Annotated in this window: 17 protein-coding genes; 5 read left to right on the top strand and 12 right to left on the bottom strand. The window is 61.0% G+C overall.

The features are described from left to right. The first annotated feature begins 32 nt into the window (after positions 1 to 32). Positions 33 to 1,136: a porin gene (locus tag ABIE53_RS27810; RefSeq protein ID WP_192699106.1), complete on the top strand. Its 1,104-nt coding sequence runs from the start codon at positions 33 to 35 to the stop codon at positions 1,134 to 1,136. A 205-nt stretch (positions 1,137 to 1,341) separates the two neighbouring features. On the opposite strand, the gene ABIE53_RS27805 is transcribed toward ABIE53_RS27810, so the two are convergent. The 6 genes from ABIE53_RS27805 to ABIE53_RS27780 form a co-directional block, all read right to left on the bottom strand. Continuing rightward, the gene (locus ABIE53_RS27805; protein ID WP_192699107.1) at positions 1,342 to 2,286 is read right to left on the bottom strand and encodes a CopD family protein; all 945 of its coding nucleotides are present in this window, start codon (positions 2,284 to 2,286) and stop codon (positions 1,342 to 1,344) included. Continuing rightward, complete coding sequence (copC, locus tag ABIE53_RS27800; RefSeq protein WP_192699108.1) at positions 2,286 to 2,660, bottom strand: copper homeostasis periplasmic binding protein CopC; 375 nt, start codon at positions 2,658 to 2,660, stop codon at positions 2,286 to 2,288. Before copC ends, ABIE53_RS27805 begins: the two co-directional genes overlap by 1 nt. A 64-nt stretch (positions 2,661 to 2,724) precedes the next feature. Then, positions 2,725 to 3,084, bottom strand: coding sequence for a copper-binding protein (locus tag ABIE53_RS27795; RefSeq protein WP_192699109.1), 360 nt, complete (start codon positions 3,082 to 3,084; stop codon positions 2,725 to 2,727). A gap of 66 nt (positions 3,085 to 3,150) precedes the next feature. Beyond that, positions 3,151 to 4,446 carry a copper oxidase gene (locus ABIE53_RS27790; protein ID WP_192699110.1) on the bottom strand — a complete coding sequence of 432 codons (1,296 nt, stop codon included), beginning with the start codon at positions 4,444 to 4,446 and terminating at the stop codon, positions 3,151 to 3,153. 2 nt (positions 4,447 to 4,448) lie between these two features. Continuing rightward, on the bottom strand, positions 4,449 to 5,864 hold the full coding sequence (locus ABIE53_RS27785; RefSeq protein WP_192699111.1) for a TolC family protein: 1,416 nt from the start codon (positions 5,862 to 5,864) through the stop codon (positions 4,449 to 4,451). Further along, positions 5,861 to 6,145 carry a hypothetical protein gene (locus tag ABIE53_RS27780; protein ID WP_192699112.1) on the bottom strand — a complete coding sequence of 95 codons (285 nt, stop codon included), beginning with the start codon at positions 6,143 to 6,145 and terminating at the stop codon, positions 5,861 to 5,863. The genes ABIE53_RS27785 and ABIE53_RS27780 overlap by 4 nt, the downstream gene beginning before the upstream one ends. A gap of 264 nt (positions 6,146 to 6,409) precedes the next feature. Between ABIE53_RS27780 and ABIE53_RS27775 the strand changes: the two genes are divergently transcribed. The 4 genes from ABIE53_RS27775 to ABIE53_RS27760 all read left to right on the top strand — a co-directional run bounded on the left by ABIE53_RS27775 (position 6,410) and on the right by ABIE53_RS27760 (position 10,157). Next, positions 6,410 to 6,634 (top strand): hypothetical protein, encoded by a 225-nt coding sequence (locus tag ABIE53_RS27775; protein WP_157140563.1) that lies wholly within the window; start codon positions 6,410 to 6,412, stop codon positions 6,632 to 6,634. A gap of 233 nt (positions 6,635 to 6,867) precedes the next feature. Next, positions 6,868 to 7,539, top strand: a complete 672-nt coding sequence (locus ABIE53_RS27770) for a heavy metal response regulator transcription factor (protein WP_006046695.1) — start codon at positions 6,868 to 6,870, stop codon at positions 7,537 to 7,539. Beyond that, positions 7,536 to 8,936, top strand: coding sequence for a heavy metal sensor histidine kinase (locus ABIE53_RS27765; protein ID WP_192699113.1), 1,401 nt, complete (start codon positions 7,536 to 7,538; stop codon positions 8,934 to 8,936). Before ABIE53_RS27770 ends, ABIE53_RS27765 begins: the two co-directional genes overlap by 4 nt. Before the next feature lie 33 nt (positions 8,937 to 8,969). Beyond that, on the top strand, positions 8,970 to 10,157 hold the full coding sequence (locus tag ABIE53_RS27760; protein ID WP_192699114.1) for a permease: 1,188 nt from the start codon (positions 8,970 to 8,972) through the stop codon (positions 10,155 to 10,157). Positions 10,158 to 10,228: 71 nt separating this feature from the next. On the opposite strand, the gene rhaS is transcribed toward ABIE53_RS27760, so the two are convergent. The 6 genes from rhaS to rhaM form a co-directional block, all read right to left on the bottom strand. Continuing rightward, the gene (gene rhaS / locus ABIE53_RS27755) at positions 10,229 to 11,236 is read right to left on the bottom strand and encodes a rhamnose ABC transporter substrate-binding protein (protein WP_006046692.1); all 1,008 of its coding nucleotides are present in this window, start codon (positions 11,234 to 11,236) and stop codon (positions 10,229 to 10,231) included. Between the two features lie 65 nt (positions 11,237 to 11,301). After that, the gene (locus ABIE53_RS27750; RefSeq protein ID WP_006046691.1) at positions 11,302 to 12,318 is read right to left on the bottom strand and encodes an ABC transporter permease; all 1,017 of its coding nucleotides are present in this window, start codon (positions 12,316 to 12,318) and stop codon (positions 11,302 to 11,304) included. Beyond that, positions 12,311 to 13,375: an ABC transporter permease gene (locus ABIE53_RS27745; protein WP_107707456.1), complete on the bottom strand. Its 1,065-nt coding sequence runs from the start codon at positions 13,373 to 13,375 to the stop codon at positions 12,311 to 12,313. Before ABIE53_RS27745 ends, ABIE53_RS27750 begins: the two co-directional genes overlap by 8 nt. Beyond that, positions 13,372 to 14,901 (bottom strand): sugar ABC transporter ATP-binding protein, encoded by a 1,530-nt coding sequence (locus ABIE53_RS27740; protein WP_192699115.1) that lies wholly within the window; start codon positions 14,899 to 14,901, stop codon positions 13,372 to 13,374. Before ABIE53_RS27740 ends, ABIE53_RS27745 begins: the two co-directional genes overlap by 4 nt. A gap of 56 nt (positions 14,902 to 14,957) precedes the next feature. Continuing rightward, positions 14,958 to 15,851 carry an amidohydrolase family protein gene (locus ABIE53_RS27735; protein ID WP_107707458.1) on the bottom strand — a complete coding sequence of 298 codons (894 nt, stop codon included), beginning with the start codon at positions 15,849 to 15,851 and terminating at the stop codon, positions 14,958 to 14,960. A 37-nt stretch (positions 15,852 to 15,888) separates the two neighbouring features. Next, the gene (gene rhaM / locus ABIE53_RS27730; protein ID WP_114157115.1) at positions 15,889 to 16,212 is read right to left on the bottom strand and encodes an L-rhamnose mutarotase; all 324 of its coding nucleotides are present in this window, start codon (positions 16,210 to 16,212) and stop codon (positions 15,889 to 15,891) included. Between the last annotated feature and the right edge of the window lie 138 nt (positions 16,213 to 16,350).

Here is a 16,350-nt window from a genome sequence, read left to right as displayed (position 1 = left end):
GAAGTAAAAAAACCAGCTACAGGAGACTGTCGATGAAGTTGAGCATCAAAAGAACGACCTTCGGCGCGAGCCGCGCAGGCCTCGCGTATTTCGCGGGCTTTGCGGGACTCGCCGCATTCGCGACCGGCGTGCACGCGCAATCGAGCGTGACGTTGTACGGCATCGTCGATGCGGGCGTCGAATACGTGAATCATGCGAGCGCGGACGGCGGCGCAACGCGTCTCGTGTCGGGCGGCAAGAATACGTCGCGCTGGGGCCTGCGCGGCGTCGAGGATCTCGGCGGTGGATTGAAGGCCGTGTTCCAGTTGGAAAGCGGCATCAACATCGCGAATGGCCAGTTCGACGACGGCCCCGGCGCGATCTTCGACCGGCGCGCGACCATCGGCCTGAAGAACCGCTTCGGCCAAATCACGCTCGGCCGCAATTTCACGACCACGTACGACTACATGCTGCAGTTCGACCCGATGGGTTATGCGCCGAACTACTCGTGGGCGACCTCATCGACGGCAACGGGCGGCCGCAAGGACGGACTGTTCTCGCGCTCGGCCAACGCTGTGCGCTACGACGGCACTTTCGCCGGGTTTAAGTTCGGCGCGATGTACGGCTTCGGCAATGTGCCCGGCAGCATGAAATCGAGCTCGAAATACGACTTCGGCCTCGGCTACGAGAACGGCCCGTTCGCCGCCGTGGTTACCTTCGACCGTCAGAACGGTGCGAACGACAGCGTCACGCCCGCGGACACCACCAACTACATTCAGGGCATTCATGCCGGCTTGAGTTACGACTTCGGCCCGGTCAAGGCAATGGCCGGCTATCGCAACTATCGGCGCACCTTCCACACGGCCACGCCGACGCTGCGCAGCGACATGTACTGGATCGGCGGTCAATACGAGGTGACGCCGTTCTTCTCGCTGTTCGGCGCTGTTTATCATCAGGACATCAAGAACGCGAGCGACGCCGACCCGACGCTCTTTTCGCTGCGCGGCCAGTACGCGTTGTCGAAGCGCACGGTGCTGTATCTCGCGGGTGGGTATGCGATGGCGAAGCATGGCAACGCCGTCAGCCTGTCGCGCGATCTGACCGGCGCGGCGGATACGCAAGCGGGTGTGACGGCGGGTATTCAACATCGGTTTTGAGCGGCCGAGTTTAGTTCGCGTGTGACTTGCGACGCGAATACATGGCGCTCCGCCGCGATCAGCGCATCGTGGCGGAGCAAAAAAAGGCCCGACGCGCGGCCGAGCCTGTAAAAGATGGAAGCGCCGGTGCACGGCGATGATTCGACAAGACATGAAGCCGCTGCACAGACACCACCATCTGCGTGGACTGGTAAAAAGTTTTCCGTCAGGAAGAAGTCCCCGGTAAAGGACTCGAAACGAGAACCGCGGCGACAATAAGCACACCGGCCAGCACGACCGACTCAACCTGAAGTACTCGCGCAAAGCGCCTCAATGCAACGCGCGACTGCATCGCATGCGAGCCCTTCAATGACATGAGTACTTTCGGCATTTCAACGATCCGGTTATGTCCTCCAAGCGCCGCTGCAATCAGCACAAGCGCGAGCTTCAGCACAAGAACCTGCCCGTAAGTCGACGTCCAGAGATTGACGGGACTGTTCACGCCGCGCCAACCGTTGTACGTGCCAGTGATAGCCAGCATCGCGAGCGCAACAGTGGCTGCGTTTGAAAGCGATTGCACGAATGCCGCGCTATTGGGCGCGTCGTCTTCCGGGGCCTTGCCTATTCGCGGCACGACGATACTGGCCGCCACAAGCACGAGGCCGACCCATACGCTGATAGCAAGCACGTGTACCCAGTCGGCCCATACCGGCGGCGAAAAAGTACCGGCATCGACCGGATGTCCCGTATTGCTTCTCGCCAGGGCCGCGCCCGCAGTGGCGAATGCAATGACGACTGCGTATGGCCCGCGCTTATGCACGTTCGCCAGCAGAAGCACAAGAACGACGAGCAGTAGAACGCAGTTCACGAGCCAGGCATGACCGAACCCGGTCTCCTTCAGCATCGATACGACTGCCGGCCCGGCTTCAAACAAAGACGATTCACTCATTAGCGCGCAGTGAGCCCAGAAAGCCGAAAAGCTCGAAAGCAATACAACTAACGCCGAAATCCTCATGGTCGTCAGGAGTCGCCGACTGACGCCCGACTGCCATCGCGACGCGCGTCGCGACAACCACATGTCACTGAGCATCGCTCCGATAAGCACGGCAAAGCTCACGTTTTGCAGCGCTACCGATATCAGCCGGACAACGCCGAGGAAGCCTTCGTTCATCACTTCACCGCGAATGTGTAGATGCCTTTGGTCTTGTGCGCGTCATGCGTCATCACAGCCCATTGCACGGTGTACGCACCCGAAGCGAGCTTCGGGATCGCGACGGCCAGTACGCGCGGATTGGCGGCGTCGACGGTTGCTTTTTCTTTAGTAACGGGCGCGCCGCTCGCATCGGCGACCTTGATGGTGCTGAACGAAGACTCAAGGTCCTCGTTGAACGTCAGCCTGAGTAAGTCGGGCGATACATCGACTGTGCTGCCGGCCGCCGGCGTCGCCGTTTCCAGCTTGCCGTGCGCAAACGCGAGCGCGGGTGAAAGCACGAGTGCAGTGGTTGCCACCGCACCAAAGAACGTTTTTCGCATGTTGGTATTCATGATGTTGCCTCCCGGAATTTAACGAGGGCGCCGTGCGTGCGTCATGGGCGGCGCCCATTGCACGTCACTGCTTTTGCAGGCTCGTCACGGTCAGTGAGCCATCGACTTCTTCGGCGACGAAATCGATCTTGTCGCCGACGTTCACCTGAGACAACATCGCCGGGTCTTTAACCTTGAAAACCATCGTCATGGCTTCCATGCCAAGGTTCTCCAGGGGACCGTGCTTGATGGTGAGTTTGCCCGCGGCGGTATCCACCTTTTTAACTTCGCCATGCGACATGCTTTTGTTCGCGTCCGCGTTCACGTCCGCGCTTTGCTGTGCGCCACTCGCCATGTTCATGCTTCCCATATCGGCGGCTGCATAAGCGGTCGCGGAAACCGAAACAGCACAACACATTGCAATGAAAGCCACTACGTTCTTCATACGTTCCCTCAACAGTCAAAGTGATAAAAAATCCGGCCGAGTCCAATCATCCGGCTTCGGGCTAATTCAGCTTTCCGGCATTTCGCCGGTGTACTCGTACGCGACGGTTCCCTTCGGGTGTTTGAACCAGCCGGGGTCGCGATAATCGTTGCGGCCGAGACCGTCGCGCACTTTCACGACGCTGAACATGCCGCCCATTTCCAGCGGGCCAAATGGTCCCGTTCCCGTCATCATCGGCAGCGTGTTGTCCGGTAATGGCATTTCCATATTGCCCATCGCGCCGCCCGTCGCGCCCATCGCCATGTAGTCCGGCACCAGCTTGTTGATGCGCTTCGCGAGATCTTTTTGCGGTACGCCGATCAGGTTGGGAACCTGATGCCCCATTGCATTCATCGTGTGATGCGACTTGTGGCAATGAAACGCCCAATCGCCGGGCCGGTTAGCGGTGAACTCGATCGCGCGCATCTGCCCGACCGCGACGTCGGCGGTGACTTCGGGCCAACGCGCGGACGGAGGAATCCATCCGCCATCGGTTCCTGCCACCTCGAAGCTGTATCCGTGAAGATGGATCGGATGATTGGTCATCGTCAGATTGCCGAAGCGAATGCGCACCCGGTCGCCGGTGCGAACGGGCAATGGATCGATGCCCGGAAACACACGCGCATTCCACGTCCACATGTTGAAGTCCGTCATTTCGTTCACGCGTGGCGTGAAGCTTCCTGGGTCGATGTCGTAGGCCGACATCAGGAACACGAAGTCGCGGTCGACCGGCATGACGCCGCGATCCTTCGGATGAACGATGAACGTGCCCATCATGCCCATCGCCATCTGCACCATCTCGTCGGCATGCGGGTGATACATGAACGTGCCGTGTTTCTCGAGCTGAAACTCGTAGACGAATGTCTTGCCAGGCGGAATATGCGGTTGCGTCAGACCGCCGACGCCGTCCATTCCGCACGGCAGCAGCATCCCGTGCCAGTGAACGGTCGTGTGTTCCGGCAGCTTGTTGGTCACGAAGATGCGGACCTTGTCGCCTTCCACGGCCTCGATGGTCGGGCCAGGCGCCTGGCCGTTATAGCACCACAGGTTCGCCTTCATGCCCGGCGCCATTTCGCGCACGACCGGCTCGGCGATCAGATGAAACTCCTTCCATCCGTTCTTCATGCGCCACGGCAGCGTCCAGCCATTGAGTGTGGCAACGGGCGTATAAGGCCGGCCATTGGGCGGGACGAGCGGCGGCTGCGTGGCGGTTTTTTGCATCGTTGGCGCTTCTGGAAGCGAAGCCGCGCCCGCCTTGCTGACCAGCGCTGCACCGAGCAGCGCAGCGCCTGAGCCGCCAAGAAAATTTCGACGTGACACCATGTTCATTTACCTTCTGAATTCGTCGGCGACGCCGGTTGAGTTGCGGACATCGCGGCAAGCGGCGGCAGACGGCCACCAAGCGACTGCTGCAGGTCCGTCTCGGCAACCCAGTAATCTTTCAGCGCATCGATATATCCGTTGACGGCCGCGACCTGATCGCGCGAATCGGCGAGCAGTTCGAACACGCTCGCGAGCATGCCGTTGTAGCGCAGCAGCATTTCGTCAGAGATGGTCTTGCGCACGGGCACGACTTCGTCGCGGTAATGCTTCGCGACGTCATAGCTCGTGACGTAAGCGGAATACGACTCGCGTACTTCGGAGCGTGCATCGATTGCCGTCTGTGCAAGCCGGTTAGCCGATTGCATGTAGATGGCTTCGGCGCGCGCGGTCTTTGCACTGCCCCAATCGAAGAGCGGAATCTCGACGCTGATTTCGTAGCCGCGCTCATGTCCCTTGTCGGTCTCGAAGTTGTTGAGATAACCGACGTCGAGTGCATTGACGAAGCGCGTTGCTTTCGTCAGTCCCAGAGAACTGGCAACGCTTTCCGTTCTCAGCTTCGCGGCCTGAATGTCCAGCCGATTTCGCATCGCAAAGCTCTCGAGATCGTCGAGTTGAGGCTTTTCCTTTGGCAGTTCCGGCAGACGGTCGGGCAGTTCGAATTGCGTTCCCGAACCCCATAAGCCGATCGCGCGCGTGAGCTTCTCGCGCGCCATGACTGATTGCTGCCGGGCTTTTGCGAGTTGCGCGACGGACTCGGCATAAAAGGCCTGCTCGCGCGCGTAGTCGAGTCTGCTGAAGTTGCCCGCCTGGCGCATGCGCAGCGCGAGTTCCGCGCCGGCTTCGGCCGAGTCCTTGACCTGCTCCGCGTAGAGCGCAGCCTGTTGCGCAGCCACCGCGTTCACATAAGCCTTGCGGGCGTCGGCGGCCACGGCAAGCATCGCATTGGCCGTCTCGAGCTTCGTCTGCTCGAACCGCCGCCCTTCGACGCGTGTCGCCAAAGGCAGCGTAAGCAGACCGAGCACGCCCATCGAGAAGGTACGGCTAATGCCGAATCCATCGCTCCAGTGCGTTCTGCTGAACGTGAAGCCTGGATTCGGCAGACGGCCCGCCTGCACGAGATCGGCCTCCGAGACGCCCAGCTCTCCGTAAGCCGCCTGAAGCCTGCGGTTGTTCAGCAACGCGAGTTGCACCGCGTCGTCCATGCCGAGCGGCTTTGACAGGAGTTCCCGCGTGCGCTTGAAAACGGCTTCGCGGTCTTCGTCGGTCTTCACATAGACCGCATCCTTGCCGAGCCGCTGCGATGCAGTCGTCGATACGGCGCCGAAGCCGCCGTCGTTTGAAAACGTTGTGCAGCCGGTGAGCAGAATCGCCGCGACGGCGATGTACGCGACGCGGGTCTGCGCGAGGTGACGCATCATTTGGAGTCACCTCCATGCTCGGATGCCGCATTCGCGTGCTGCCCGTGTTTCGCGTGTTTCGCACCGGTCGCTGCCCGGCTCGGTGCCACTTCGCGATTGAGCTGTTGCCAGCTCGGCGCTTCTCCATCGTGCCAGGGCTTGTAACCGTCGAATGCCGACGACGTTGCAGGCGGCGGCACCGAAGCTCCCGCATCGGCCGGGTCCGGCAAGGTCGTCGCGGCGTGCGCGAGCAGCGGCAACGCCGCGGCCGCGCCAAGCAGCGCCACAGAAATTTTTTGCATGAGTTGTTCTCGTCGTGAATCATCCGGAGGCCGGTTGCCGGTCTCCAGGAACATGCCCGTTGCAGCGAACGGCTGCGAGGGCGCGGACTAGACGAGAATCGAGCGGGGAGGTCGTTCAATGCCGCCCGTCAGGAACGACACGACGGGCGCGGAAGAAGACGGGGACAAGAAGAAGTGAGCGGTTTCAGCCGTGGGCGGCAGGATCGGCACGAACAGCATGACTGCACCGGAACAGCACGATGCGCAGGTTGCGCACGCGTGCCCTTGATGACCATCGTGGTGATGATCGCCGCTTGCGTGAAGATGCTCTGCACCGGACATGGCTGCATGATGCTCGCCGCCTTCCGGCGCAACATGCGCACTATGATGATGCGCCTGGCCGACGCCACATTTCATCGCGACGGCCGCGAACGACTGAGCCGGAAGGCTCAGTGCAAGCAGAACGACGATGAAGAGTTTGCGCCAGTAGTACATGGGGCCGGAGTCTAGCACGCGATTTTGGGCGGTTGTAAGCTGAAACGTGTCAACGCGTAACGGCACGGCCGACGCTCAGGACCAAAGCTTACTGCGGGCCTTCTGACGCCGCGATGGCCACGAGATGACTGATTTTTCATGCTCGCGAAGATGAAAAAAATGTCATGCTCCCGTCATCTCACGACTGCCGAGCCATGTCTAAGCTGACCACACTCCCCTCCTTCCGCGAAAAGATGGACCGTTGACCGATGCGCATACTCATTATCGAAGACGAGCCGAAGATGGCCGCCTATCTCAGGAAGGGACTGGTCGAGGCGAGCTTTACGGTGGACACTGCCGACAACGGCGTCAACGGTCTGTTCCTCGCGTTGCACGAGGAATTCGATCTGATCGTACTCGACGTGATGCTTCCCGGAATAGACGGCTTCGAGTTGCTTCGGCGGCTGCGTAAGGAGAAGCAGACGCCGGTTCTTCTGCTGACCGCGCGCGACACGGTCGCGGACAAAGTCGAAGGTCTCGAGTTGGGCGCGGACGATTATCTGTCCAAGCCTTTCGCCTACGCCGAGTTCCTCGCCCGAATCCGTTCGCTGCTGCGGCGGGCGCCGCGCGCGGTCAAGGACGTGCTGCGCATCGCCGACATGGAAGTGGACTTCATCAAGCGACGGGTGAAGCGCGGCGATCTGCGCATCGACCTGACAGCGCAGGAGTTCTCGCTATTGCAGTTGCTCGCTGAAAGGCAGGGCGAAGTACTGACGCGCACCTTCATCACGTCGCAGATCTGGGACATGAATTTCGACAGCGATACCAACGTGGTCGATGCCGCCGTCAAACGCCTGCGTGCAAAAATCGACAACTCGTTCGAGACGAAGCTGTTGCACACGGTCCGTGGAATGGGCTACGTACTCGAGGATCGTTCGTGACCGCGAGAAAGGCTCCCTACTCGCTTCTCAAGCGATTGACCGCTGCATTCGCGGTAGCGGCGCTTATCGTATTTGCGCTCATGGGTGCATTCCTTTATCGCTCGCTATCGCAGGAATTGCAGCGGCGCGACGACATTGAGATTATCGGCAAGCTCGCGCAGTTTCAGCAGTTCGTGCGCGATGCCGGATCGATTCACGCAGTTAAAGCGGCGCCCGCAATTTTCCATGAAGTGCTGCTGTCGCATCCCGGCGTCTATCTCGGCATTTTCGACGCGCAGAATCGCGTGCTGGTAGAGCACGTTGGCCAGGAACATCTTGATCTTGCGGCTGCGTTTTCCGGCAAGCACGCTGGCGGCAGTCCGTTCACCTGCGAGATCGCGTCAATAGGTTCATCGCGCTGCATCTTCTCCGGGGCAACGCTGCCGTCGCATGAAACCGTGCGTGTGGTGCTGGTGCGCGCCGCCTCCGACCGGCAATCGCTTCTCAACAGCTATCGCGTCGACGTGCTGATTGCCGTCGCGCTCGGCGCCGCGCTCGTCAGCACCGTTGGCTATGCCGTTACGCGGCGAGGACTGTCGCCGGTTAAAAGCATCGGCCGTCAGACTTCACGCATCGAGGCGCACAATCTGAGCGAGCGGCTCGATATACACGGCGGACCCGTCGAGCTTCAGGCTATTGCGCTATCGGTCAATCGGATGCTCGACCGGCTGGAACGCGCATTCGTGCGTCTGTCGCAGTTCTCATCCGACCTCGCACACGACATGCGAACACCGCTCGCCAATGTCATCAGCTCGTCGCAGGTCACGCTGTCTCGCACGAGAACCATCGACGAATACGAAGCACTGATCGACTCGAATATCGAAGAGTGCGAGCGGCTTCAGCGGATGATCGAGAACATGTTGTTTCTCGCGCGCAATGAAAACGCGCAGCAGCTTATTCACGTGGTCAAGTTGGACGCGACGAGCGAATTGAGTAGGCTCGCATCGTATTTTCAGGGCCTCGCGGAAGAAGCCGGCGTGAATCTCGCCGTGGATGGAAATGCACAATTATCCGCGGATGCGACGCTGTTCCGGCGCGCTGTCAGCAACCTGATGTCCAACGCACTCGACCATGCTTTTGCGGGCTCTTGCGTCGAGTTGCGCTCGTTCGAATCGCCGAAGTACTCGGTCGTCGAAGTGACCAACCGGGGACATGCGATTGCGCCCGAACACGTCGAGCGGATTTTCGAACGTTTCTATCGCGTCGACGCGTCGCGGCACCGTTCAGCCCGAAATGCGGGTCTCGGCCTTGCTATCGTCAAATCGATCATGGAATTGCATCGTGGCAAAGTCGAGGTCGCGAGCAATGACGAGCGCACCACTTTCACGTTGTACTTTCCGCGTCCGGTCGACGTATAGCCAGTTCAGAAGTTTTCCAAGCAGGAGGTTGCGATGCAGATAGTTACTGCTCTCGGTCACGCGCTATGGATGGCTTTCACCATGCTGTGGCAGATCTTCTGGGGCCTCAGTCTCGGCTTTCTTTTCTCTGCCGTGATTGAAGTCATCGTCTCGAAGTCGGAGATGTCGAAGCTTCTGCCCGATTCATCGGCCAAAACGCTGACCGTCTCCGCGCTGTTAGGCGCCGCGTCGTCCTCGTGTTCTTATGCGGCAGTTGCGATGGCCCGCTCTATTGTGCGCAAGGGCGGCGACTTTACCGCCGCAATGGCGTTCCAGTTCGCCGCAACCAATCTGGTGCTTGAACTCGGCGTTTTGATGTGGGTACTCATTTCGTGGCAATTCGCCGCCGCTGAGTTTATCGGCGGCCCGATCATGATTGTCGTTATGGTGCTCTTCTTCCGTTTCTTTCTTAAAGACTCGCTCAAGCGCGACGCGATCGAGCAGGCGGACAAAGGTATTGCCGGCAGTATGGAAGGCCATGCGGCGATGTCGATGAGCGAACAGCAAGGCACCTGGAAAGAACGCCTGTCGTCCAGAGAGGGATGGATAGCGATCAGTCACAGCTATGCGATGAACTGGGCGATGTTGTGGCGCGACATCGGCGTTGGCTTACTCGTCGCGGGAGCTTTGGGCGCATGGGTGCCCGACAGCTTCTGGCAGAAGTTCTTCCTCGTCAGCCATCCAACGGCCGCGATGATTTGGGGCGCGTTTGTCGGGCCACTCATTGCCGTCGCGTCGTTCACGTGTTCCGTAGGCAATGTGCCGCTTGCAGCAGTACTTTGGAATGGAGGCATCAGTTTCGGCGGCGTCGCGTCTTTCATTTTTGGCGATCTCATCATCCTGCCTATTCTGAATATCTACAGAAAGTACTATGGTGGACGAATGACCGCTTTTCTCGCCGTGACGTTCTACCTTGCGATGGTGTCGGCGGCACTCGTTGTCGAAGCTCTGTTCCAGGCGCTAGGCTGGGTTCCGCACGAGCGGCATACGGCTGTCGTGGATGCAGCGATTACCTTCAACTATACGACGGTACTGAATATCGTCTTTGGGATTGTGGCTGTCATTTTGACGGTGATCTTTTTTAAAACCGGCGGGCCAGAGATGATGCGCATGATGGAGGGCGGTGCGCACCATCATGCGGACCATTACGGCCATCAGCACCATCACGGGCGCTCGGAATGACCTTCAGAGAGCGCCCAGCGGGGCGTTCTCTGCTCTGATTCACGAATCTATCGCGTTGTATTCGCCCCGCTCTAGAAATTGAAGTTGTCGATATTGCCGGCATCGAATGTGGTCGGCGGTCCGAGAATGATCTCGCCTTGCGGGCCGATGGTGCGCTTGCCGAGTTTGCCCGCATCGAACGACTCGCCCTCCTTGCCGCTGATCGTGCCCGACGCGAGCGCCGCCGCTGCATAGCCCGCGAGATAACCCAACTGGTTCGGGTCCCACAACTGGAATGCCTTCACGGTGCCGTTCTTCACGAACGCGCGCATCTGGTTCGGCGTGCCAAGACCGGTCACCGCCACCTTGCCCTTGCTCGACGACGACGAGATATAACGCGCCGCCGCAGCGATGCCCACCGTGGTCGGCGCGACGATCGCCTTCAGGTTCGGATACGCCTGCAACAAACCCTGCGTTTCGACGAACGACTTCTGGTCGTCGTCGTTGCCGTAAGCGATCTTGACCAGCTTGATCTTCGAATACTCGGGCTTCTTCAGTTCCTCCTGCATCCACTTGATCCACGTATTCTGATTGGTCGCATTCGGCGTGGCCGACAGCACCGCGAATTCGCCCTCACCGCCTATCAGCTTCGACACGAGTTGAATCTGGCCGCGGCCGATGCCTTCCGCGTTCGCCTGATTGACGAACAATTGACGACCTTCAGGCGCCGTGTCCGAATCGAACGTGACGACCTTGATGCCTTGCGACATCGCCTTCTTCAGATACGGCACGACCGCGTTCGCGTCGTTGGCGGCGATCACGATCGCGTCCTGACGCTGGGTGATCAGCGTGTTGATGTATTGCACCTGCGACGACGCGCCCGCATCCGACGGACCCACCACCTTGCCCACGCCGCCGAATTCCTTGATCGCGGCGAGGCCGCCGTCGTCGGCGATCACTTCATACGGGTTGTTGATCTGCTTCGGCAGGAACGCTATTTTCAGGCCGCTTTTCAGGCCCGCGGCGGGCGCCGCGCAACTGATCGCGAGCAATGCGACGCACAGCGCGGCCGCGCCGGTGTGACGAAGAGGTTTGAACATGAGGTGTCTCCTGCTTGTTGTTGGACGTGGTGATGTCCGGGTTTGGTGGTCAAGCAATGGTCACGTTACGGGGAAGAAACCGACTTCGCGATGAACCGCCGGTCGCGTGCCGCGCGCCAGCGCGCAACCAGATTCGGTATCAGCACCGACGCAAGCAGCAGCACGCCGGTGACGATGGTGAGCGTCTCGCTGGACACGTCGTCGAGCGTCAACGCGTTTTTCAGCACGCCGATAATCAGCAGCGACAGCAGCACGCCGATCATCGAGCCGCGTCCGCCGAAAATGCTCACGCCGCCGAACAGCACGGCCGCGATCACCGACAACTCGAAGCCTTCGCCGTTATCGCCGCGCGCGCTCGTGAAGCGCAGCGTGTAGACCACGCCGGCCAGCGCGCTCATCAAACCCGACAGCACGAACAGACGCAGCCTGATCTTCGCGACCTCGATGCCGGAGAACGCGGCCGCGGTCGGATTCGCGCCGATCGCATAGAGGCTGCGGCCAAACGCGGTAGCCTGCAGCAGCACCGTAAACAGCACGGCGCCGACGATCACGATCGCAAACGGCAACGGGATGAAAGTCGCGCCGAGCGTGTCCATGCCGAACGCCGTATAAGCAGGCGGAAAATCGGCGACGGCCTGATCGCCGAGCAGCACATACGCGAGCCCGCGAAACAGCGCGAGCGTGCCGATCGTGACCGCGAGCGACGGCAGGTTCAGCTTCACGATCACGAGGCCATTGAGCAGCCCCGCGACCGCGCCCGCGACCAGCACGAGCGCGATCACGACCGGCATCGGCAAGCCCATATGCCACAGCACGCCCATCAATGCACTCGATGCGCCGAGCACCGAGGCCACCGACAAGTCGATTTCAGCGGCGACGATAATCAGCGTCATCGGCAGCGCCATCAACGCGATCTCGGTGAGATCGGCCAGCACGTTGCTCAGATTTGCGCCGGTCAGGAACACGGGCGACAGCATGCGTCCCAGTGCAAGCGACAGTATCAGCACGATCACCAGCAGCGCTTCCCATTGCAGCGGCGTTTCGCGTTTGCGCGTGAGCAGCGCGGAATCGGGTTTAGCCATGATCGCGTTTCCTCATCATGCGTTTGGCGACGGAGCGCGCCAGCAACGTATCGGCGGTGATCGCGGCGACGATCAGCGCGCCTTCGATCGCCTGCTCCCAGAACGGCGAAACGTGCAGCACGACAAGCGCAATGCTGATCACGCCGAGCACGAGCGCGCCCAACGTTGCACCGAGTATCGTGCCGACGCCGCCTGTAATCGCCACGCTGCCGACCACGGCCGCCGCCACCACTTGCAGTTCGATGCCCTTCGCGGTGCTCGCATCGACGGTGCCGAAGCGCGCGAGCCACAATGCGCCCGCGAAGCCGGCAATCGCGCCGGACAGCAGAAAGCCCGCCATCACGCGCCGCTCGACATTCACACCGGCAAGACGCGCCGCTTCAGGATTCGAGCCGATCGCATAGTGCTCGCGTCCGCCGCGAAACTGCTTGAGGTAGATCGCGAGCGCGAGCAGCACGACGGCCGCGATCAGCGCGAGCGTCGGTATGCCGAAGAAAGTGCCTGTGGCAAGGCGCGAATACGCTTCGGGCAAGCTCGTTGCGTTGATCTGTCCGCCATGCACCCACGCATAATCGGCGCCGCGAAAAATGTACAGCGTGGAGAGCGTCGCGACGAGCGACGGCACGCGGCCCACCGCCACGAGCAACGCGTTGATGCCGCCCGCGACGAGGCCAATCGCGAGTCCCGCCGCGAGCGCGACGATTACCGGCATCTGCGGAAACGCAACGTAGAGGCTGCCCACTGCATACGCGCTGATGCCGACCGTCGAGCCCACCGACAGGTCGATATGACGCATCAGGATCACCACGGTCATGCCCGCGGTCAACAGGCTGATGATCGACACGTTGAGCAGCACGTCACGCAGATTCTGCAAGTTCAGGAACTGCGGCCTCGCGAGCGCGGTGCCCACGATCAGCAGAATCAGCACGACGAAGAGCGTCGTCTCGCGGCTCTTCGCGAGGCTCGCGACGAAGCCGCCTGGCGTACTCGCGGAGCGCTTCGAAGATGGCGGCGGCGTCTGCACCGGCGCGGCATGAGTCGATGAGTGGCGCATTATGCGGCCCGTCCCAGCGGTGGAATGGGTTGTCCGAGTGCCGCGGCCATGATGCGTTCCTCGTCGGCCTCGGCGCGCGCGATCTCCGCGCTGATGCGTCCTTCGTGCATCACCAGCACGCGGTCGGCCATGCCGAGTACTTCAGGCAATTCGCTCGAGATCATCAGCACCGCCATGCCGTCCTGCACGAGTTCGGCAAGCGCGCCATATACCTCGGCTTTTGCGCCGACGTCGATACCGCGCGTGGGTTCGTCGATGATCAGCACTTTCGGGCCCGTTGCGAGCCACTTGCCGAGCACGACCTTCTGCTGATTGCCGCCCGATAACGTGCCCACTGGCGCATGCGGATCGCCTGCTTTCAGACGCAGCCGCGTGCCCCACTTGTTCGCAAGCTGCGTCTCGCTGCGCGTCGTGATGAGACCGTGTCTGACGAGCCGGCCGAGCACCGTCATCGACGCATTGCGCGCGATGCTCAGCTCCAGCGCGAGCCCTTGCTGGCGTCTGTCTTCGGGCACGAGCGCGAGTCCCGCGCGCACCGCGCCGGCTGCGTTGCCTGCGGCAAGGCGCTTGCCGCCGACCAGGATTTCGCCGGCATCCAGCGGGTCGATGCCGAAGATCGCGCGCGCGACTTCGCTGCGCCCCGCACCGACGAGACCCGCGAGCGCGACGATTTCGCCTGCGCGGACATCGAACGAAATGTCCTTGAAAACGCCGACGCGCGTGAGGCCGCGAACCGACAGACGCACTTCGCCGGGCGGCCGCTCCGCTTTCGGATAGAACGTTTCCAGATCGCGGCCGACCATTTTTGCCACGATGGCGTCGGTGTTCAGATCGGCGGTGAGGCCGTCGAACACCTTCGCGCCGTCGCGCATGATGGTGACGCGCTGCGTCAGCGCGAACACCTCGTCGAGCCGGTGCGTGATGAAAAGAATCGCCACGTCCCGCTCGCGCAGCTTGCGCACGATTGCAAAGAGCCGTTCGACTTCGGGCAGCGACAACGCGGCGGTCGGTTCGTCCATGATCAGCACGTTCGCGTTCAGCGACAACGCCTTGGCAATTTCAATCACCTGCTGATCCGCAATCGACAAACCGCGCACCAGTTGATCGGCACGCAGATCGACACCGAGCGACGCGAGCAGGCCGTCCACTTCGCGGCGCATCGCGTCGTACTGAATGCGGCCGATGCGGTCCACGGGCTGCCGTCCCATGAAGATGTTTTCCGCAATCGACAGGTCGAAGAACAGCGTCGGCTCCTGGTAGATCACGGCGAGTCCGGCATCGCGTGCTTCGGCGGGCGTCGCAAAGCGGCGCGGCGTGCCGTCGACGAGCATCTCGCCGCTATCGGGCTGATGCACGCCCGCGAGAATCTTCACGAGCGTCGACTTGCCCGCGCCGTTTTCGCCGAGCAGCGCATGCACTTCGCCGGGCCACAGCACGAGATCGCCGTCGGACAGTGCGCGCACGCGCCCGAACGATTTGCTCGCATGCCGCAATTCGAGCCTCGGCTGAGCGGTTGAGGGTTGCTGCACTGCGTGTCTCCTTCGTTTGCGTTTATCGGGCGCTTTTGTTTTTTTGCCGCGGTTTTTCAGATCCGATAGAAGCGCTCCGCGTTGCCGCAAAAGAGCGCCTCTTTCTCCGCGACACTCGCGCCTTCCACAATCGCGGCATACGCATGCCACAAATCCGTATACGACCCGAACAAACGGTCGACGGGAAAGTTCGACGCGAACATCGCGCGCTCGGCACCGAACGCGTCGATTGTCTCGAGCACATAGGGCCGCAGGCTTTCCACCGTCCATTGATGATCGAACATCGCGAGTCCGCTGATCTTCACATACACGTTGCTGCAACCGGCGAGCATGCGCAGGCCGTCGCGCCACGCGCGATAACCGGCGACGCTGCTTCGGTCCACGAACATGCCCGCATGATTGACGGCGAACAGCGTGTCCGAATGCGCGCGCGCCAGAGCGGCGGCCTCTTCCATTTGCGACGGATACAACTGCAAATCGAACGACATGCCGTGACGGCGCAGCAACGCAAAGTTCTCGCGCCACTGCGGCTCGCGCATGTAATGGCGGCCGACGTAATCGAACAATCTGTTCTCGTGCACATTGAGAATCTGCCGCACGCCGCGCGTATTCGCAAACGACGCATGCGCTTCGAGCACCGCGGGCGCATTCGGCGAAGCGAGATCGACGGCGGCGACGATCGCGTTCGGCATGCCGCGCGATTCGGCTCGATCGGCGATGCCTTGCAGCCAGCGCGTTTCCTCGACGGGATCGGCGGGATCATGATTGGCTTCGACATGCACGAGTTTTTTCACGTCGATGTCGCCCGCTTCTGCAAGCAGGTTATCGAGCAGATAGTCGTGCTTCAAAGCGCGCGCGTCGCCGACGAACGACACGCCCGGATTTTCCAGCCAAGGGTAACGGTGCGTCTTCAGATCCCACAGGTGGATATGCGAGTCGACAACCTGCATGCGATGCCTCCGTCTTTATAGCGTGGCAAGCAATCAATTAGCTGAGCGAACTCAGACGAAACACCTGTTCGAGCGGCTGCTGAAGCGGCGTGTGGTCCGCGGCGGTATGCATGATGTCGGCCATGTAATCCCACCATTTGCGCATGACTTCGAGTTCGGGAAGCGCGTCCATCGTGTGATGCGTGGTGCGCGTGAGCACGGCAAAAAGATGATCGGTGCCGGGATCGAAGAAGATGCGGTACTCGTGCACGCCTGCGTTGTGCAATGCGTCAACCAGTTCCGGCCAGATCTGTGCGTGCCGGCGCTCGTATTCCTCGCGCATGCCGGGGTTGAGCACCATCCGGAAAGCGATTGTCTCCATTGCGGCTGTCTCTTCGTTGTCTGTTCGTTATGGGCGCTTTCGCGGCGAAGCGCCTGCAAAGACTATAATTCGAGCGTCGATAGCATCTCAATCCGTTGTTGGGATTGGGCGATCCACAATCCGAATCGCACCGGGATC

The sequence above is a fragment of the Paraburkholderia sp. OAS925 genome (assembly GCF_040543975.1).
GTDB classification, from domain to species: Bacteria; Pseudomonadota; Gammaproteobacteria; order Burkholderiales; family Burkholderiaceae; genus Paraburkholderia; species Paraburkholderia graminis.
The sequence above is the reverse complement of the archived record's forward strand: the minus strand, read 5'-3'. Positions and strand labels throughout refer to the sequence as shown.